The 19889-nt window shown below is 59.2% G+C and carries 13 protein-coding genes and 1 pseudogene; 9 read left to right on the top strand and 5 right to left on the bottom strand.

Annotated elements, in window-relative coordinates; translation table 11 throughout:
• From fadA to ACIONG_RS27065, 5 genes are all read left to right on the top strand, one after another.
• Positions 1 to 1173, top strand: a 1173-nt coding sequence (fadA, locus tag ACIONG_RS27085; protein ID WP_401303772.1) for an acetyl-CoA C-acyltransferase FadA, incomplete at its 5' end; no start/stop codon positions are given.
• A 98-nt stretch (positions 1174 to 1271) separates the two neighbouring features.
• The gene (locus tag ACIONG_RS27080; protein WP_103305065.1) at positions 1272 to 1508 is read left to right on the top strand and encodes a DUF1653 domain-containing protein; all 237 of its coding nucleotides are present in this window, start codon (positions 1272 to 1274) and stop codon (positions 1506 to 1508) included.
• Between the two features lie 114 nt (positions 1509 to 1622).
• Positions 1623 to 4256, top strand: a complete 2634-nt coding sequence (gene topA / locus ACIONG_RS27075; RefSeq protein ID WP_213026137.1) for a type I DNA topoisomerase — start codon at positions 1623 to 1625, stop codon at positions 4254 to 4256.
• A gap of 144 nt (positions 4257 to 4400) precedes the next feature.
• Positions 4401 to 4925, top strand: coding sequence for a DUF6586 family protein (locus tag ACIONG_RS27070; RefSeq protein ID WP_103305067.1), 525 nt, complete (start codon positions 4401 to 4403; stop codon positions 4923 to 4925).
• A gap of 106 nt (positions 4926 to 5031) precedes the next feature.
• On the top strand, positions 5032 to 5265 hold the full coding sequence (locus tag ACIONG_RS27065) for a hypothetical protein (RefSeq protein WP_008082203.1): 234 nt from the start codon (positions 5032 to 5034) through the stop codon (positions 5263 to 5265).
• Between the two features lie 96 nt (positions 5266 to 5361).
• Here the strand turns inward: ACIONG_RS27065 and sulA are convergent, their stop codons facing one another.
• On the bottom strand, positions 5362 to 5835 hold the full coding sequence (gene sulA, locus ACIONG_RS27060) for an SOS-induced cell division inhibitor SulA (protein ID WP_103305068.1): 474 nt from the start codon (positions 5833 to 5835) through the stop codon (positions 5362 to 5364).
• Positions 5836 to 5845: 10 nt separating this feature from the next.
• Positions 5846 to 6454 (bottom strand): transcriptional repressor LexA, encoded by a 609-nt coding sequence (lexA, locus tag ACIONG_RS27055; protein ID WP_090284744.1) that lies wholly within the window; start codon positions 6452 to 6454, stop codon positions 5846 to 5848.
• A gap of 229 nt (positions 6455 to 6683) precedes the next feature.
• Here lexA and ACIONG_RS27050 point away from each other — a divergent pair, with 229 nt between their 5' ends.
• The 4 genes and pseudogenes from ACIONG_RS27050 (at position 6684) to ACIONG_RS27035 (ending at position 12614) form a co-directional block, all read left to right on the top strand.
• Positions 6684 to 7391 carry a TetR/AcrR family transcriptional regulator gene (locus ACIONG_RS27050; protein ID WP_007910473.1) on the top strand — a complete coding sequence of 236 codons (708 nt, stop codon included), beginning with the start codon at positions 6684 to 6686 and terminating at the stop codon, positions 7389 to 7391.
• 170 nt (positions 7392 to 7561) lie between these two features.
• Complete coding sequence (gene nagZ, locus ACIONG_RS27045; protein ID WP_177431424.1) at positions 7562 to 8560, top strand: beta-N-acetylhexosaminidase; 999 nt, start codon at positions 7562 to 7564, stop codon at positions 8558 to 8560.
• Between the two features lie 12 nt (positions 8561 to 8572).
• The gene (locus ACIONG_RS27040; RefSeq protein WP_103305070.1) at positions 8573 to 9310 is read left to right on the top strand and encodes an S-methyl-5'-thioinosine phosphorylase; all 738 of its coding nucleotides are present in this window, start codon (positions 8573 to 8575) and stop codon (positions 9308 to 9310) included.
• 9 nt (positions 9311 to 9319) lie between these two features.
• A pseudogene (locus tag ACIONG_RS27035) lies at positions 9320 to 12614 on the top strand (SNF2-related protein).
• Positions 12615 to 12763: 149 nt separating this feature from the next.
• Here the strand turns inward: ACIONG_RS27035 and ACIONG_RS27030 are convergent.
• The 3 genes from ACIONG_RS27030 to mfd are packed head-to-tail and all read right to left on the bottom strand — an operon-like array spanning position 12764 to position 19492.
• Positions 12764 to 15454 carry an SNF2-related protein gene (locus ACIONG_RS27030; RefSeq protein ID WP_401303767.1) on the bottom strand — a complete coding sequence of 897 codons (2691 nt, stop codon included), beginning with the start codon at positions 15452 to 15454 and terminating at the stop codon, positions 12764 to 12766.
• 11 nt (positions 15455 to 15465) lie between these two features.
• On the bottom strand, positions 15466 to 16032 hold the full coding sequence (locus ACIONG_RS27025; protein WP_315447539.1) for a CsiV family protein: 567 nt from the start codon (positions 16030 to 16032) through the stop codon (positions 15466 to 15468).
• 10 nt (positions 16033 to 16042) lie between these two features.
• Entirely contained in the window at positions 16043 to 19492 is a 3450-nt protein-coding gene (gene mfd, locus ACIONG_RS27020; protein ID WP_401303764.1) for a transcription-repair coupling factor, read from the bottom strand.
• Between the last annotated feature and the right edge of the window lie 397 nt (positions 19493 to 19889).

The raw sequence follows: 19889 nt of genomic DNA, 5'->3' as shown, positions 1-19889 counted from the left end.
AGCTTGAATCCTAGAGACGTCGTGATTGTCGACTTCGGTCGTACTCCGATGGGCCGCTCCAAGGGCGGCATGCACCGCAACACCCGCGCCGAAGACATGTCGGCGCACCTGATCAGCAAATTGCTGGAACGCAACAGCAAGGTCGATCCTGCTGAAGTCGAAGACGTGATCTGGGGCTGCGTCAACCAGACCCTGGAGCAGGGCTGGAACATCGCGCGCATGGCGTCGCTGATGACCCAGATTCCGCACACTTCGGCTGGCCAGACCGTCAGCCGTCTGTGTGGCTCGTCGATGAGCGCGCTGCACACCGCTGCGCAAGCGATCATGACCGGCAACGGTGACGTATTCGTGGTTGGCGGCGTCGAGCATATGGGCCACGTGAGCATGATGCACGGTGTCGATCCGAACCCGCACATGTCACTGTACGCAGCGAAAGCCTCGGGCATGATGGGCCTGACCGCTGAAATGCTCGGCAAAATGCACGGCATCACTCGCGAACAACAGGACGCTTTCGGCGTGCGTTCCCACCAGCTGGCCCACAAGGCAACTGTGGAAGGCAAGTTCAAAGACGAAATCATCCCGATGCAGGGCTACGACGAGAACGGTTTCCTGAAACTGTTCGACTACGACGAAACCATTCGTCCGGAAACCACCCTGGAAAGTCTGGCGGCCCTCAAGCCTGCCTTCAATCCAAAGGGCGGCACCGTGACTGCCGGTACTTCGTCGCAGATCACCGATGGTGCTTCGTGCATGATCGTGATGTCGGCGCAGCGTGCGCAGGATCTGGGTATCCAGCCGATGGCAGTTATCCGTTCGATGGCAGTGGCGGGTGTGGATCCGGCGATCATGGGCTATGGTCCAGTTCCGGCAACACAAAAAGCCCTGAAGCGTGCGGGCCTTGGCATCAACGATATCGACTTCTTCGAGCTCAACGAAGCTTTCGCTGCACAGGCTCTGCCAGTGCTGAAAGATCTGAAAGTGCTCGACAAGATGAACGAGAAGGTTAACCTGCACGGCGGCGCGATCGCCCTGGGTCACCCGTTCGGTTGCTCCGGTGCCCGTATTTCCGGCACCTTGCTGAACGTGATGAAGCAGAATAGCGGCACCTTCGGGGTGGCCACTATGTGCATTGGTCTCGGCCAAGGCATCTCCACCGTCTTCGAACGCGTTTAAGCGTCTCGTCGATGGAAGCCGGGGCCAAGTGCCCCGGTTTTTGTTTTTGTGGATTTATTTTGTTTTTATTTTGAAAAAATTTGAGTGAGGGCCGAAGCGTGCCGATACAACCTGGGCTCTACCAACATTACAAAGGTCCGCAGTACCGCGTATTCAGTGTTGCGCGGCATTCCGAAACCGAAGAAGAAGTGGTGTTTTACCAAGCCCTGTATGGCGATTACGGCTTTTGGGTTCGCCCCTTGAGCATGTTTCTCGAGTCGGTCGAGGTTGACGGCGAGCAGGTGCCACGCTTTGCTTTGGTGCAAGCCGAACCGAGCCTTTTTTCCAGGGCATAAGGCGAGTTCGCACAGAACCCTGTGCTTGACCTCACCTTGTATCAACTATATATAGCGGTGCCGCGTCAGGCGCCAACCGCCTTTCACTTCTAGAATTCAGGAATTTTCTGATCCATGGGCAAATCGCTGGTCATTGTGGAATCCCCGGCTAAGGCCAAGACCATCAACAAGTATCTGGGTAACCAATACGTGGTGAAGTCGAGTATCGGCCATATCCGAGACCTGCCCACCAGCGGTTCGGCTAGCGCCAGCAAAGAGCCAGCCGCCAAGCGCGGCAAGGCTGCTGCGGGCGAAGGTCCGGTGCTCTCGCCGAAAGAGAAAGCGCGCAAGCAGCTCGTCTCGCGTATGGGTGTCGATCCCGATCATGGGTGGAAAGCCCAGTACGAGATCCTCCCGGGCAAAGAGAAGGTCATCGAAGAGCTGCGCCGGCTCGCCAAAGATGCTGACACCATCTATCTCGCAACCGACTTGGATCGCGAGGGGGAAGCCATTGCCTGGCACCTGCGCGAAGCCATCGGTGGTGACGACAGCCGCTACAAGCGCGTGGTGTTCAACGAAATCACCAAGAAGGCGATTCAGGAAGCCTTCTCGGAACCGGGCGAGCTGGATATCGATCGCGTCAACGCACAACAGGCGCGTCGTTTCCTCGATCGCGTTGTGGGTTACATGGTTTCGCCGCTGCTGTGGGCGAAGATCGCCCGTGGCCTGTCCGCCGGTCGCGTGCAATCGGTTGCCGTGAAGCTGGTGGTCGAGCGTGAGCGCGAAATTCGTGCTTTCAACCCGGAAGAGTACTGGGAAGTGCATGCCGATCTCGGCACCACCAAAGGCTCGACCGTGCGTTTCGAAGTCGCTCGCGAAAAGGGCGAAGCCTTCAAGCCGCTGAACGAAGCTCAGGCCATGGCCGCGCTGGAGAAGCTCAAGGCTTCCAGCTACAGCATCGTCAAGCGCGAAGACAAACCGACCAGCAGCAAGCCGTCGGCGCCGTTCATCACGTCCACTTTGCAACAGGCTGCGAGCAATCGCCTGGGCTTCGGCGTGAAGAAAACCATGATGATGGCCCAGCGTCTGTACGAAGCCGGCTACATCACTTATATGCGTACCGACTCGACCAACCTCTCGGCCGATGCCGTGACGATGGCACGTGCTTACATCGAAGACGAATTCGGCAAGAAGTACCTGCCGGAAACGCCGAATGTCTACAGCAGCAAAGAAGGCGCGCAAGAGGCTCACGAAGCGATTCGTCCGTCTGACGCCAACACCATCCCGAGCAAGCTGACGGGCATGGAGCGTGATGCTGAGCGTCTCTACGAGCTGATCTGGCGTCAGTTCCTGGCGTGCCAGATGCTACCGGCGCAATACCTGTCGACCACGGTCAGCGTCGGCGCTGGTGACTTCGAGCTGCGTGCCAAAGGCCGTATCCTCAAGTTCGACGGTTACACCCGCGTGATGCCGCAGATTGCCAAGCCTGGCGATGACGACGTTTTGCCGGACATGGCGCAGGGCGACGTGATGAAGCTGATCAAGCTTGATCCGTCCCAGCACTTTACCAAGCCGCCGGCCCGTTACTCCGAAGCCAGCCTGGTCAAGGAAATGGAGAAACGCGGCATCGGTCGTCCTTCGACCTACGCAGCGATCATTTCGACCATCCAGGATCGCGGCTACGTTACCCTGCACAACCGCCGTTTCTACTCGGAAAAGATGGGCGACATCGTTACCGAGCGTCTGTCGGAGAGCTTCTCGAACCTCATGGACTACGGTTTCACCGCCGGCATGGAAGAGAACCTCGATGACGTGGCTCAGGGCGAGCGCGACTGGAAAAACGTGCTGGACGAGTTCTACGGCGATTTCAAAAAGAAACTCGAAGTAGCCGAAAATCCGGAAAATGGCATGCGTGCCAACCAGCCGGTCATGACCGATATTCCGTGCACCACTTGCGGTCGTCCGATGCAGATCCGTACTGCTTCGACCGGCGTTTTCCTCGGTTGCTCGGGCTACAGCCTGCCGCCGAAAGAGCGCTGCAAGGCCACGGTCAACCTGGTGCCGGGCGACGAAATCGCGGCGGACGACGAAGGTGAGTCGGAATCGTTGGTACTGCGTGGCAAGCATCGCTGCCCGATCTGCAGCACGGCGATGGACGCCTACCTGCTCGACGAGAAGCGCAAGCTGCACATCTGCGGTAACAACCCGGATTGCGCCGGCTACGAAATCGAAGAGGGCAGCTATCGCATCAAGGGCTACGAAGGTCCGAGCCTGGAATGCGACAAGTGTGGCAGCGAGATGCAGCTCAAGACTGGTCGTTTCGGCAAGTTCTTCGGTTGCACCAACCCGACGTGCAAAAACACCCGCAAACTGCTGAAGAGTGGTGATGCGGCGCCGCCGAAGATGGATCCGGTGAAGATGCCTGAGCTGAAATGCGAAAAGGTCAACGACACCTATATCCTGCGTGACGGTGCGTCCGGCCTGTTCCTGGCGGCCAGTCAGTTCCCGAAAAACCGTGAGACCCGTGCTCCACTGGTGATCGAGATTCTGCCGCACAAGGATGAGATCGATCCGAAGTACCACTTCCTGTGCGATGCGCCGCAGAAGGATCCTGATGGTTTGCCAGCTGTGATCCGCTACAGCCGCAAGACCAAGGAGCAGTACGTGCAGACTGAAGTCGACGGCAAGCCTACCGGTTGGAAGGCGTATTTCGACGGTGGCAAGTGGACGGTTGAAGACAAGCGCAGTGCGAAGGCCAAGGCCGAGTAAGCGTTAGTCAGGTACTGAAAAGGCCGTATGACAACCTTCGGGTTTTCATGCGGCCTTTTTGTTTTGTGCTTGCGGTGGGATCGGCTGATCCATGACACTGTCCGACCTGTGTGAAGCAATTATTTCGTTGTGGAGAGCGCCGTCATGGCTCACGAACTCTATACCCGTACCAATCAGAAGATCTATTTCGCTGGCCTGTCGCTCGAAGCCTTGGCTCGCGCTGAAGAGGGGCGGGCGATGAATTCTCTGGCGTTGATTCAGGCCGGGCGTGAATCGGCGCTGTTTCACCTGTACGGTGCCTTGCTGGGTCTTTGCCATGAGATCGCGGGTTTTTATCGTCTGCCGCAAGCCAATGCGCCACGGGCCGAGATGCTGCTGACGCGTGAAGTGCTGGAGTCGATTGCGATTCCCGAACTGGCCGAAATGGTTGAGTTGGCGGGCAACTCTGAAACCTGGCTGGCAAAACTGCTGGCTGCACACTCGGCAATGTTTCAGCCACCACGGGTGCCACACAAACCAAAGGGCGACGTCACGCAGCCGTTGATTCAGGCAGTCAATCTGGATGAAGAAGAGGCGCCGCAAGAGCTGAGTCGAGAGGAACTGGAGAGCTGGCGGCAGAACTTGAAAGGTCTGGCAATACGTTTCCGCGAAGGCTTGAACGAGTGCTGAGGGCGATTGACACGGTGGCAATCTGAAACATGCTGCTGGTCAAGATCCCGAGCGAAGCCTGATTGATGTCTATATAATCCCTGCCTTTCGTGGAGAACAGACCTATATGCCAACGTCCTTTCTAGAAATTGTCGAGTTACCCGACGGCCGAATCGAACTGCGCAGGGCTGAGGACGAGGGTTCTCTGGTGACTCTGGATTTCTCCGAGGATGCCAAGACATTCCTGCAGGGTCAGCATGTGGAAATCGCCAAGGCGATGCTGAGCGTCGGCGTGCAGATGGCAGGCCGGATGATCGAGGGTGAGTTCGATAAAGAAGAGGGGCCGCGGGTTCTTCATTGATTCCCGGCTGCTTCAGGTTCTTGTCGAGACCGCTTCAGATCGGCTTCTCTGTCCTTGGAGAAGCCCTGCGCTTCACACAGCGCGCTTAACTTGTAATCAACCCAATCGAATGTTCAGGCTTTGAGCGTCGCCCATGCGTGCAGCGCTGATCAGTTGTTGCCGTGAACTTGTGTTCAACGGGTTTAGCCAGGTGACCACTGTGTGGCTGCGACCCAGGCGCAAGGCTTCGCAAGCGAGTTGCTGAGCGCTTTGAATGCCTCGCGGTTGCAGCAGCAAAATACGTTCGCGGTTAAGGCCAGCATCGCGCAGCCACGATTGGGTCAGGCTGGCAGGCGGCGCGATCAGTGTCAGCCAGCGTGCGTCCTGATCGTCGCTCAGTTCGCGAAGGATCGGGGCCAGCAGGTTCAGGCAGTTCCCGGTCGCACCACGCAGTGACAGCTCACTGAATACTTCAGGTTCGGCATTCCAGGGGCGTTCGACCACATCTTTCAGGATCGGCGCCATCGGTTGCGCCAGAAACGCTTCGAATAAAGGCAGTTGTGTTTGCTGAGGGGTGTGTGGGAACTGCATAAAGCCTCCTTTAGCGGCGGATTACGCCGACACTCAAGCCTTCGATCACCAGTTCCTGATCTTTCAGGTCGACTTCGATAGGGGCGAACTCAGGGTTTTCGGCAATCAGCCAGACTTTGCTACCTTCACGCTTGAAGCGTTTGACGGTCACTTCATCGCCGATACGGGCGACGACAACCTGACCATTACGTGCTTCGCGAGTGGTATGAACAGCGAGCAGGTCGCCGTCGAAAATGCCGATGTCCTTCATGCTCATGCCGTGCACGCGCAGCAGGTAGTCGGCGCGAGGGTGGAAGAACGCTGGATTGATGTTGCAGGATTCCTCGATGTGCTGCTGGGCGAGGATCGGTGCACCGGCAGCGACCCGGCCAATGATTGGCAGGGTAGAGTCGTCGGGCTTGGCTTCAAAGCCGGGGATGCGAATGCCGCGAGAAGCGCCAGGGGTCATTTCGATGGCGCCCTTGCGGGCCAGTGCCTTGAGGTGTTCTTCCGCCGCGTTGGGCGACTTGAAACCCAGCTCCTGAGCGATTTCCGCGCGGGTTGGCGGGTAGCCGTTGTCTTCGAGGCAACGTTTGATGAAGGCCAGAATCTCGGCTTGGCGTGGCGTCAGCTTTAGCATAATGATCGCTCTGTCTTTTTATACAGTGACTGGGATTATATACAGTGAAGCGGTCTTGGCAATGCTCGTTTTTTTGCACGCCGCCGGACGGTCGACCTATCGGCTTATTAATGCGTTGACCTTGTGTGGTTAAATAGCTGACCGACCATTCCCAAAACGAACCGGCAGGCTTGACAACGCACAGGCTGAAACGTATGTTTCAAACAAGTGTTTGTCAGGCGGAGTAGCCATGGCCCAGTCGGAAACCGTTGAACGCATTCTTGATGCTGCCGAGCAGTTGTTCGCGGAGAAAGGTTTCGCTGAAACCTCATTGCGTTTGATCACCAGCAAGGCTGGCGTCAACCTGGCAGCGGTTAACTACCACTTCGGCTCGAAAAAAGCGCTGATTCAGGCGGTTTTTTCGCGGTTCCTCGGGCCGTTCTGCATCAGCCTCGACAAAGAGCTGGAGCGCCGTCAGGCCAAGCCTGAAAACAAGCCGACTCTGGAAGAGCTGCTGGAAATCCTCGTCGAACAGGCCCTCGTGGTTCAACCACGCAGCGGCAACGATCTGTCGATTTTCATGCGCTTGCTGGGCCTCGCGTTCAGCCAGAGCCAGGGCCACTTGCGCCGTTATCTGGAAGACATGTACGGCAAGGTGTTTCGTCGCTACATGCTGCTGGTCAACGAAGCGGCACCCCGCATTCCTCCTATCGAATTGTTCTGGCGCGTGCATTTCATGCTCGGCGCCGCAGCGTTCAGCATGTCCGGCATCAAGGCCTTGCGTGCGATTGCCGAGACCGATTTTGGCGTCAACACCTCCATTGAGCAGGTCATGCGCCTGATGGTGCCGTTCCTCGCTGCGGGCATGCGAGCCGAAACTGGTGTCACTGATGCGGCCATGGCGACTGCGCAACTGCGGCCCCGCAGCAAGTCAACGCCGGTAGCCGCCAAGGTTTAACCGCGCACGGGTGGGCGCGGCAGCTTGTATCCGCTAAGCTAGCCGCCCATGCCGACTCTCGTTCTGAACCCGTTCTCCATCGATATCGCCGACCTGCCGGGCGCCGCCCTCGGTGGCGATTTCGTGCGGATCGGGTTTTTAGTTTTCAAGGAATCTCTATGACTGCTGGCCTGCAAGGCTCGTTGATGGTGGACGTCGCCGGTACCTGGCTGACGGCTGAAGATCGCCAATTGTTGCGTCAGCCCGAAGTGGGTGGCCTGATCATTTTTGCCCGCAACATCGAGCACCCACGCCAAGTGCGTGAGCTGAGCGCGGCGATCCGCGCGGTTCGCCCGGATCTGCTGCTGGCGGTGGATCAAGAGGGCGGTCGCGTGCAGCGTCTGCGTCAGGGCTTTGTACGTCTGCCGGCCATGCGCGCCATCGCCGACAATCCGAATGCCGAGTATCTGGCCGAGCAATGTGGCTGGATCATGGCCACCGAAGTGCTGGCAGTCGGGCTCGATCTGAGCTTCGCACCTGTGCTGGATCTCGATTACCAGCGTAGCGCCGTGGTCGGCACCCGTTCCTTTGAGGGCGATCCCGAACGTGCCGCGCTGCTCGCCGGGGCGTTCATTCGCGGCATGAACAGCGCAGGAATGGCTGCCACCGGCAAGCACTTTCCGGGTCATGGCTGGGCCGAGGCCGATTCCCACGTCGCCATCCCCAACGACGAGCGCAGTCTCGAAGAGATCCGCGCCAACGACCTCGTGCCGTTCGCCAGACTCAGCAAGCAACTGGCCGCCGTCATGCCGGCTCACGTCATTTACCCGCAAGTCGATTCGCAGCCAGCCGGCTTCTCCCGGCGCTGGTTACAGGACATCCTGCGCGGCGAATTGCAGTTTGACGGTGTGATCTTCAGTGATGACCTGTCGATGGCTGGCGCCCATGTGGTCGGCGATGCTGCCAGCCGCATCGAGGCGGCGCTCAGCGCCGGTTGCGATATGGGCCTGGTGTGCAACGACCGCGCCGCTGCCGAACTGGCCCTGAGCGCCGTGCAACGCATGAAAGTCAAGCCGTCTGCGCGTATCGCCCGCATGCGCGGCCAGTCGTTTGCCAGCACCGATTACCGTCAGGATCCGCGCTGGCTCACCGCCATCGGCGCGCTCAAAGACGCTCAACTGATTGATTAAGGATTTTTCGCTATGACGGTTTACGCAATCATCGGTGGCACCGGCCTGACTCAGCTTGAGGGCTTGAGCATTCGCCAATCGCTGGCGGTAGATACGCCTTATGGCGCACCCTCCGCCGAAGTGCAGATTGGCGAATACGCCGGCAAGGAAGTGCTGTTCCTCGCCCGTCACGGTCACCCGCATCGCTTCCCGCCGCACAAGGTCAACTACCGCGCCAACCTGTGGGCGTTGAAGCAGGCCGGCGCCGAAGCGATCATCGCGGTGAATGCCGTCGGTGGCATTCACTCAGCCATGGGCACCGGGCATTTTTGCGTGCCACATCAGATCGTCGACTACACCAGCGGTCGCGAGCACACCTATTTCGCCGATGATCTGGAACACGTCACTCACATCGACTTCAGCTTTCCCTACAGCGAGCCGCTGCGTCAGCAGTTGATCGCCGCCGTGGCTGCTGAAGGCTGCGAGTACAGCGATCAGGGCGTTTATGCCTGCACCCAGGGCCCACGCCTGGAAACGGTCGCCGAAATCATGCGTCTGGAACGAGATGGCTGCGACATCGTCGGCATGACCGGCATGCCGGAAGCAGCGCTGGCCCGAGAGCTGGATCTGGATTATGCGTGTCTGGCGCTGGTGGTGAATCCGGCAGCGGGCAAGACCACGGAAGTGATCACCATGGCCGAAATCGAGCAGGCGTTGCATGACGGAATGGGCAAGGTGAAGTCGACGTTGGCGCGGGTGCTGGCTGGCTAGGGACTGCCCATGAGCATTCTCATCGAACAGCTTAAGTCGTTGGCCTGGGCTCGGGCATTCACTAGCAATGCCCTGGTCAAGGCTCGGGCTTATGCCGCCGGTGATCGGGTAGAGATCATCGCGATCGATGACAGGAAGATCGAGGCGTTCTGCGTCGGCTCGGAAGATCAGGCGTATGAACAAACCATTTACCTGTCCGAAGATCGGCGGGGTTCCGTCAACTTGCGTTGCCTGTGCACCTGTCCTGTCGCAATCGACTGCAAGCACTGCGCTGCGGTGCTTTATCACCTGCAGGGCAGTGATCATGAGGCGTCTGAAAATGACGCACAGATCCAGTTGGGGCGGGCGCTGGAACATTGGCTTTCGACCATCCCCGTGCCGGCCAAGCCCGCTGAAGAAGGCGCGCAAACCGCAGGCACGCGCCTGTTTTACAAGCTCAAGCCAACGTCAGTGAGCGGCAAGTGGCTGCTCGATATTTTCAAGGTCTCCCAGCTTAAGAGCGGCGAGTTACGCGAAGTCAAACCGATGTATTCGCTAGCGGAAATGCTCACGCGTCAGCCCGGCTACCTGTCCGAGCTGGATCTGCGCGTCGCCAGGCTGCTGGTTGCCATGCACTCGCACCACGCCTATTACAGCGGCTATCCGCTGGAAGGCAGCAGCGGTGTCGAACTGCTGGAAATGCTCCTGCGCACCTCGCGGCTTTTCCTCGATTTCGTGGATTTGCGACCGTTGGTGCCGGGCGCGAAACGCATAGGCCAGTTCGCCTGGGCCGAGCAGGCCGACGGCGGGTTCCGCGCGCAGTGGAGCAGTGCCGAGGCAGCGCAGGAAACCGTGCTGGCGCTGGAGCCGCTTTATTACCTGGATCGTGAACAGCGGCAGATTGGCCCTCTGTTCAATGAGCTGGAAGAAAAACTGGCCAGTCATTTGACTCTGGCGCCTGACATTCCGGCGCGTCAGGCCATGCAGTTCAGTCATCGCATGAGCGCCGCAACGAGAATCCCGCCGCCCCACCAACTGACCGAACGAGTCATCGACGACGTACTTCCGCAGCCGCAACTCACCCTCGTCAGCGGTCGGGAGCGCTCGCGCTGGGAATACGTTCTTGAGCACCGCGCCGCTCTGGTGTTTACCTACAACGGCCAGCCGACGGTGGATCGCAACCCGGAAGTAATGATCCTCAACGGTACCGAAACCCAGCGCATTCAACGCCAGCCTGCGGTGGAAAAGAAACTGCGCCAGATTCTGCAAAAGCACGGCTTCAAGAAAGCCACCCGCAAGAGTTCGCTGGATCGTCCCGGCGAGATGTTCACGTTGCCGGATGATTCCGCCTGGCTCGGGTTTATGCACGAAGGGCTTGCCACGCTGTGCGCCTTGAACTGGGAAGTCGAGATCAGTCCCGGCTTTCATTTCAATGTGCAGCCAGTCGAGCATTGGTACGCCGAGGTCGAGGAAGAGGCTGGCCATCAGTGGTTTGATTTGCAGTTGGGTATTGTCGTCAATGGCCAGCGCTACAGTTTGCTACCAATCCTTCTGCACTTGTTGCGCACCCAGCCGCGCTTGCTTGACCCGGTCAATCTGGCACAACGCAGCGATGACGAAAAACTCCTGATCGAACTGAAGCCCAGCGGTTTTGGCGACCCATCGGGCGCCAAGGTCGCGCTGCCGCTCAGTCGGGTCAAACCGCTGATGGCCACGCTGGGCGAGTTGTACCTGGGCGCTCATCAGGGCGATGCACTGCGCTTGAGTGTCCCGGACGCCGCGCGCTTGAGTCTGCTCGATGGCGTACTCGCTGGATTGGCAGGGTGGCGAGCGGCTGCGCACCTTTGCCAAGCGCCTGCAGAACGCCAGTCACACCCACGTCGCTGCGCCGGCCGGCCTCAACGCGCAACTGCGCCCGTATCAGCTCGAAGGTCTGAACTGGATGCAAACCCTACGCGAGCTTGAAGTAGGCGGCATTCTGGGCGATGACATGGGTCTGGGCAAAACGCTGCAAACCTTGGCGCATCTGCTCACGGAAAAACACGCCGGACGCCTCGATTGCCCGGCACTGGCGGTGATGCCGACCAGCCTTATTCCCAACTGGCTCGACGAGGCCGAGCGTTTCACCCCCCAGTTGAAAGTATTGGCGCTGCACGGCTCGGGGCGGCAAAAGGATTTCGCTGATCTGGCTGAGTACGATTTGGTACTGACCACTTACGCGTTGTTGCCGAGGGATCTGGAGGCCTTGCAGCCGCAGACGTGGAGCGTGCTGATTCTCGACGAAGCGCAGAACATCAAGAACCCGCTCAGCAAAGCCGCGCAGGCCGCGCGCGCCTTGCAGGCCCGCCAGCGCTTGTGCCTGAGCGGCACGCCATTGGAAAACCACTTGGGCGAGCTTTGGTCGCAGTTTCATTTCCTCATGCCCGGTTGGCTCGGCGACAGCAAGTCCTTCAATCGCGATTACCGCACGCCAATCGAGAAGCACGGCAATGTTCAGCGCATGCAGCACCTGACAGCGCGCATCAAGCCGTTTTTGCTGCGCCGCAAAAAGGATCAGGTCGCCACTGAATTGCCACCGAAAACCGAAATTGTCCATTGGGTCGATCTCAGCGACGGCCAGCGCGACGTCTATGAAACCGTTCGTGTGGCGATGGACAAAAAAGTGCGCGACGAAATTGCCCGCAGTGGCGTGGCACGCAGTCAGATCATCATTCTTGATGCATTGCTCAAGCTGCGTCAGGTCTGTTGCGACTTGCGCCTGATCAACATGCCGCTGACGGCGAAGGCGCTGCGCTCCGGCAGTGGCAAGTTGGTCAGCTTGATGGAAATGCTTGAAGAGCTGCTCAGCGAAGGTCGCCGGATCCTGTTGTTTTCGCAGTTCACCTCGATGCTCGCCTTGATCGAGGAAGAATTGCAGCAACGTGACATTGGCTATTCGCTGCTGACCGGCGAAACCACGGATCGACGCACACCGGTGAAGGATTTTCAGGGCGGCAAGGTGCCGCTGTTTCTGATCAGTTTGAAGGCCGGAGGTACCGGTTTGAACCTGACCGCTGCGGACACGGTGATTCACTTCGACCCTTGGTGGAATCCGGCGGTGGAAAATCAGGCCACTGATCGGGCGTATCGAATCGGGCAAAACAACCCGGTGTTCGTCTACAAGTTGATTGCACGAGGCACTGTAGAGGAAAAAATTCAGGCGTTGCAGCAGGAGAAAGCGGCGTTGGCCGGAGCGGTGCTTGAGGGCGGAACGACGGGTGGCTGGAAATTGGAGCAGAGCGACATTGAGGCGCTGTTTGCGCCGTTGCCTGTTTCCAAGGATTGATTACCTAAATCTGAGGCCATTATCGGAGGGCCCCATCGCTGGCAAGCCAGCTCCCACAGGTTTCGTATCGTTCACAAAATAGTGTTCAACCCTAAATCACTGTGGGAGCTGGCTTGCCTGCGATGGCTATTTATCTGAAAAAGCAGATCTCAGCGCTTGTCGAGCTTATCCGGCAACGGTGCAAACAATGCTTCGATATCGTCGTTCTGCAGCTTCCAGTCTCCAGCCTTGCGCCCGTCCAGCACGCCGGCTGCGAGGTCGGACTTTTCCCTTTGCAGATGCTGAATCTTCTCTTCCACCGTGCCCCGGGCAATCATCTTGTAGACGAAAACCGGCTTTTCCTGGCCGATCCGATACGCGCGATCGGTGGCCTGGTTCTCGGTCGCCGGATTCCACCACGGGTCGTAGTGAATCACGGTATCCGCTTCGGTCAGGTTCAGGCCGACACCGCCAGCCTTCAGACTGATCAGAAAGATCTGACGCTTGCCGCTCTGGAATTCCTTCACCGGTGTGCGCCGATCACGGGTCTGGCCCGTCAACAGCGCGTAGGCGACATTGCGTTTTTTCAGCTCGTTTTCGATCAGTGACAGCATCGACGTGAACTGCGAAAACAGCAGAATCCGCCGACCTTCCTCGAACAATTCTTCCAGCATTTCCATCAAGCTATCGAGCTTGCCCGACGTGCTGCCGCGGGCGGGCAGCGTGGCGTCGTTGACCAGGCGCAAATCACAGCAAACCTGACGCAGCTTCAGCAAGGCTTCGAGAATGATGATCTGACTGCGCGCCACGCCTTTGCGGGTGATCTCGTCGCGGACTTTCTTGTCCATCGCCAGGCGCATGGTTTCGTACACATCGCGCTGGGCTTCGTTGAGATCGACCCAGTGGATGATTTCCGTCTTCGGCGGGAGTTCAGTCGCAACCTGTTCCTTGGTGCGGCGCAGCAGAAACGGTTTTATCCGACCATTGAGGTGCTGAAGTCTGACTTCGCTGCCGCGCTTTTCGATGGGCACACGGTAATCGGCGTTGAAGCTTTTGACGTCACCGAGCCAGCCTGGCAGCAGGAAGTGGAACAGCGACCACAATTCACCGAGGTGGTTTTCCAGCGGTGTACCGCTCAGGCACAGGCGCTGGCGGGCATTCAGTTCGCGGGCTGCCTGCGCCGCTTTGCTGTTCGGATTCTTGATGTATTGCGCTTCATCCAGCACCAACACGTGCAGCGGCTGTTTGGCCAGAATCTCGACATCCTTGGGCAGCAAAGCGTAGGTGGTGAGGATCAGATCAAAATCAGCCAGATTGTCGAAGTGCTTTTTGCGGCTGGCGCCGTATAGCGCGACCACTTTCAACTGCGGCGTAAAATGCGCTGCTTCATCGAGCCAATTCGGAATCAGGCTGGTGGGCATCACCACCATGCAGGGCCGATCAAGTCGTCCGGCGTTTTTCTCGCTGAGAATATGCGCCAGGGTCTGTAGGGTTTTACCCAGACCCATGTCGTCCGCAAGAATCCCGCCGACTTCCAGTTGTCGCAACGATTGCATCCAGCTTAAGCCTTCGAGCTGGTAAGGGCGAAGCGTCGCGTTCAAGCCTTCTGGCGCTTCTGTGCTGAAGTCACGAATGTCACGCAACCGCTGAGCAAACGTGCGAATCTGCTCGCCGCCCTCCCACAGCAGCGGAATGCCCTCCAGCGAGTTAAGGCGCGTTGCGTCGGCCCTGCTCAGGCGCAGGGTGGTTTCACCCGGTTCCTGCAAGTAGAACTCGCCCAGAGTTGCCAATACCGGCTTCAATCGCCCGAGTGGCAGCGCCACTTGCAGCGGCCCGTGCTCGTTGTTGCGCTGCGGAATATTGACCAGAATCAGCTCGTCATCGCGGCGGCGCGCAAGGCGTTCCGGGTTGAGAATCTCGGCGTGCGAACGCATCAGGTTGAGCAGGATCGGCAGCAGGCTCAAGCGCTCGCCGTTGACGATGATCCCCAGCTCCAGATCAAACCAGTCGCGCTCCGGCGCCTGTTCGACCGTGGCGTACCAGTCATCCACGGCCGTCAGATCAAAGCCGAACTCCTCGTCGATCTGCAATTCCCAGCCGTGGGTGCGCAGCTTCGGCAGGTCGTTGAGAGTGAAGGTCAGCCACGCACTGTCGTTGACCATCTCATACAGTTCGCCGGCACTTTCCGGCAGTGCCTTGCTCTGACGGGTGGCGATACGGAAGCCGAGGATTCGTAACTGCTCCCGGTAGGACTGTTCGACTTCCGGATGGCGTTTTATCCGCAGTGTCTGGATTTCCTGGCGAATCAGGATATCGCTGTTCTTCTGCCCGCTGACGTATTCGTCCAGATAGCTGAACGACAGCGCTGCGCGATGTTGAATGTAGCGCTGCATCTTGCCGTTGCGCGGCTCGAAGGCGCTGAACTCGACACTGGCCAGCCACAGGCGTGGCACCGGCTGCACGTTGTCCACCAGCACTTGTGGTGGCGCTTTCGGGCTGCGGTTTTCCAGTACGGCCTGGAGTTTTTCCAGCAGTTCGGCGTCTTTCGCGGCGGCGGGGTAGTCGAGGGTTTCCTGGATTTGCAGCAATACTGCTGCGCAATGTTTGCAGTTGGTGCGTACCGGGCAGGTGCAGGCGGCGTCGACCAGCAGCAAAGTGCCTTTGGCTGACTCGCGCAGGTGAATGGTCTGACGGTAGACGTTACCGCCAGAGCCTTCGCAACTGGCGGTGATGGTTGCATCGCCGACCTGGGCGATGCGTACCCGGTTTTCCAGGGCGTAGCGGCGGCCACGCTCCAGGCTCTGTTCCTTGAATCGGCTGACCCAGGAGGGTGCCAACGGTTTACTCAGGGGCGCGGACATAAGGACTTCGATCAGTCCGGAATGGCTTCAGGCGCTTCCCGTGGCGCAGGCGCCGTCAGGGAAGTGATCTTGATCAGCAGGGCCAGGTGACCGTTATCGAGGTAGTTGAGTTGACCGTTTTTGGTGTGGCTGTCCTGTTTCAGGCGTTCGCTGGCGGTGACCATGCCGTTGGCGTCGATCTGGTTCACCCAGAAGTCGGCATTCACATCGGTGAAGCGCCCGAGTTTCATTTCCAGGGTGCCCTCGATCGGGAACTGGCCGAACTGTTCCTTGCCATCGCTGACGGCCACCTTGGTCGGTGTCTCGCCGAGGGTCTGTTGCCAGGCCTTGTGCAGCAACACGCTGTATTCGCCGCTGGCGGTGAGTTTGTTGGCGACGTCGTTCAGCGCCGGAGTGCGCTGGCTGTCATCGGCCAGGCGCTGAGCGCCGGCAGCCCAGTCTTCCGGCGCAGCGCGGCTGACAATGGCCGGAACTGCGTTCTGACGGACCAGAATCATTTCGACCTGATACAGGTCATCGGCAAACGCCATCGGTGCTACGAAAGTGAGTAGCAGGGTCAGTGAGCGAAACAGGCGCATGCGGCGTCCTTCAAGCAGTTTTCGGGATGAGGCGCTCGAACAGCGCCTCTACAGTATTAAAGCGCTCTTCCGGGCGCTCCATCGGCACCTGGAACTTGAACATGGTGGCGCCTTCGAATTTGTAGCGTTTCGGCTGACTCTGGATCAGTTTGATCAGGGTCATCGGGTCGACCGGCGTCTGCGCGGCGAACTCGATGCGTCCACCCTGCGGGCCGCCGTCGACCTTCTTGATGCCCAGCTGTTCGGCCTGCAACTTCAAGGCCGTGATGCGCACCAGATTCTTGGTCGGCTCCGGCAGCAGGCCGAAACGGTCGATCATCTCGACTTGCAGATCCTTCAAACCTTCCTCGTCGGTGGCCGACGCGATGCGCTTGTACAGAATCAGCCGCGCATGCACATCCGGCAGATAGTCTTCCGGAATCAGCGCCGGCACCCGCAGGTTGACTTCCGGGCCGCCGCCGAGCGGTTGATCGAGGTTCGGTTGCTCGCCCTTGCGGATCGACTTCACCGCACGTTCAAGCATTTCCATGTACAGCGTGAAGCCCACGGCTTGAATCTGCCCGCTCTGGCCATCGCCGAGCAATTCGCCGGCGCCACGGATTTCCAGGTCGTTGGTCGCCAGGACGAAACCGGCACCGAGATCCTGGGTGTTGGCAATCGCCTCCAGACGTTTTTCCGCGTCCGAGGTGATTTGCTGGCGTGGCGGTGTCAGCAGGTAAGCGTAAGCCTGGTGGTGACTACGGCCGACACGACCGCGCAACTGGTGCAGTTGCGCCAGGCCGAACTTGTCGGCGCGCTCGATGATGATGGTGTTGGCGCTCGGCACGTCGATGCCGGTCTCGATGATGGTCGAGGCGATCAGCACGTTGAAGCGCTTGTGGTAGAAGTCGCTCATCACCTGTTCGAGTTCGCGCTCGCGCATCTGCCCATGGCCGATGCCGATTCGTGCTTCCGGGACCAGTTCGGCGAGGTCGGCGGCGCATTTCTCGATGGTCTTCACATCGTTGTGCAGGTAATAAACCTGACCGCCGCGCAGCAGTTCACGGAGCAAAGCTTCTTTGACCGTGCTCTTGTTCTGCTCCATGACGAAGGTGCGCACTGACAGGCGGCGCGCCGGCGGCGTGGCGATGATCGACAGGTCACGCATGCCCGACACCGCCATGTTCAGCGTGCGCGGAATCGGCGTGGCAGTCAGCGTGAGAATGTCGACTTCGCTGCGCAGGGCCTTGAGCTGCTCTTTCTGGCGCACACCGAAACGGTGTTCTTCGTCGATGATCACCAGGCCGAGGTTTTTGATTTTGACGTCGTCGGACAGCAGCTTGTGCGTGCCGATAACGATGTCGATCTTGCCTTCCGCCAGGTCGGCGATCGCAGCGTTCACTTCCTTGGCGGATTTGAAGCGGCTCATCACTTCCACGGTCACTGGCCAGTCGGCGAAACGGTCGCGGAAGCTGTTGTAATGCTGCTGGGCGAGCAGGGTGGTCGGCACCAGAATCGCCACCTGACGGCCGCCGTGCACAGCGATGAACGCCGCGCGCATGGCCACTTCGGTCTTGCCGAAACCGACGTCGCCGCAGACCAGTCGATCCATCGGTTTCGGCGCGAGCATGTCTTCGCGCACGGCTTCGATGGTCGACTGCTGATCCGGCGTTTCTTCGAACGGGAAACCGGCGCTGAAGGTCGCGTAATCGGCTTTCGGGTCGGCAAACGCGTAGCCTTCGCGAGCGGCGCGGCGGGCATAGATGTCGAGCAGTTCGGCGGCGACATCGCGCACTTGTTCAGCGGCTTTGCGCTTGGCTTTCTGCCAGGTTTCCGAGCCGAGACGGTGCAGCGGGGCCAGCGAATCGTCGCTACCGGTGTAGCGGGCGATCAGGTGCAGGTTGGCCACCGGCACGTAGAGCTTGGCGTTCTCGGCGTATTCGAGGGTGAGGAACTCGGCAGCCTGATTGTCGATTTCCAGAATCGTCAGGCCCAGGTAGCGGCCGACACCGTGGTCGATATGCACCACCGGCGCGCCTTCACGCAACTCGGTGAGGTTCTTGATCACCGCGTCGTTGTTGGCATCCGCGCGCTTTTCACGACGGCGACGCTGCATCACGCGTTGCCCGAACAGCGGACTTTCCGCGACCAGCGCCAGCGCCGGATCGTCCAGCATCAAGCCTTCATCGAGCGGCGCGATGGTGATCGCCAGGCGATCCTTGCTCGCAACGAAATCCGGCCAGCTGTCGACGGTTTTTGGTCGCAGCTTCAGGCGTTCGAGCAGCTCCAGCAAGACTTCGCGACGCCCCGCCGATTCGGCGGTGAACAGCACGCGTCCGGGGAATTCATCAAGGAAATTCGACAGCGCTGCCAGCGGTTGAGTGGCTTTGGCTTCGATGGCCAGATTCGGCAGTGCCTGGGCCGGAAAGCGTTCGCGACCGACGCCGGTTTCCACGTCCTGCTGGCTGGCGACCACTCGCGGCCAGCTCTTCAGGCGGGCGAAGCAGTCCTCCACCGGCAGGAACAATTCGGCTGGCGGCAATAGAGGGCGCGATGGATCGACGCGGCGCTCCTCATAGCGATTGCGCACGTCGTTCCAGAAGTTTTCCGCCGCCTGCTCGATGCCTGGTAGCGAGAACACTTGCGTGTCCTGCGGCAGGTAATCGAACAGGGTCGAGGTTTCGTCGAAAAACAGCGGCAGGTAGTACTCGATGCCGGCGGGCGTGATACCGCTGCTCAAGTCCTGAAAGATCGGGCAGCGCCGGAAGTCGACGTCGAAGCGCTCACGGAACCGCGCCTTGAAGCGGGTGACCGCATCTTTTTGCAGCGGGAACTCACGGGCCGGCAACAGCTTGACCGAATCAACCTTGTCGATGGAGCGCTGGTTTTCCGGATCGAAGGTGCGCAAGGTTTCGATTTCGTCGTCGAACAAGTCGATGCGATACGGCAGTTTGCTGCCCATCGGGAACAGGTCGATCAGCGCCCCGCGCACGGTGAATTCGCCGTGCTCGTACACCGTGTCGACGTAGCGATAGCCGCTGGCTTCTAGCCGCGTGCGCATCTGTTCGACGTCGAGCTTCTGACCGACATCCAGCACCAGACTGCTGCCGAGCAGGAATTTGGTCGGCGCCAGTCGATGCAGGGCCGTAGTGATCGGCACCACCAGCACGCCATGTTCCAGCTCCGGCAGTCTATAAAGGCTGGCGATGCGCTGGGAAATGATGTCCTGGTGCGGCGAAAACAGGTCGTACGGCAGGGTTTCCCAGTCGGGGAAATGCAGAACGGGCAAATCCGGGGCGAAGAAACTCAGCTCCTGTTCCAGCCGTTCGGCACTCTGGCTGTCGGCGGTCAGTAGCAGGGTGAAGCGCTTGGCAGCGCTGGCAGCCTCGGCAATCGCCAGGCTCAGGGCGGCACCGGGCAAGTTGCCCCAATGCTGTTTACCTGCCGCGGCAGGGAGAAGCGGTAGACGCAGAACAGGCACGGAAGGTTGAGCTCCAGGCGTTGCGACAAAGTCGGTAATTGTAGCGGCGTCCGGTGCTGCCTGTCAGTTGCAGACTGTGTCTATCTTCGCTGTTTGCACGAAATGTAGTGGTAACCATAAAAAAGAGCACTTTTTTGAGGGTTATGTAGTGCCGAAATCGAGTGGTGTTACGGAGGGTTACAGACATCGTCTAACACTTGTCGAAAAATTGACTGTGCTGGAGGCCCCGGTTTTACTGGGCTGGAGAGCGGCGTTATTTTTTGTGACGGAATTTTGTTACCGATTGCGCGACAAGCGCGCATTGCTACAAGAGGTTCTGGGCGGCATAATGTAGCCCCTTTTTTCTGCCCCTACATGTGGAAGGTTCCCGTGACTCAGAAGCCCGACCAGTGTCTTG

Source organism: Pseudomonas sp. NPDC087817, assembly GCF_044742875.1.
Taxonomy (GTDB): Bacteria; Pseudomonadota; Gammaproteobacteria; order Pseudomonadales; family Pseudomonadaceae; genus Aquipseudomonas.
Note: the sequence above shows the minus strand (reverse complement) of the source record. Positions and strands in the feature narration are given on the sequence as shown.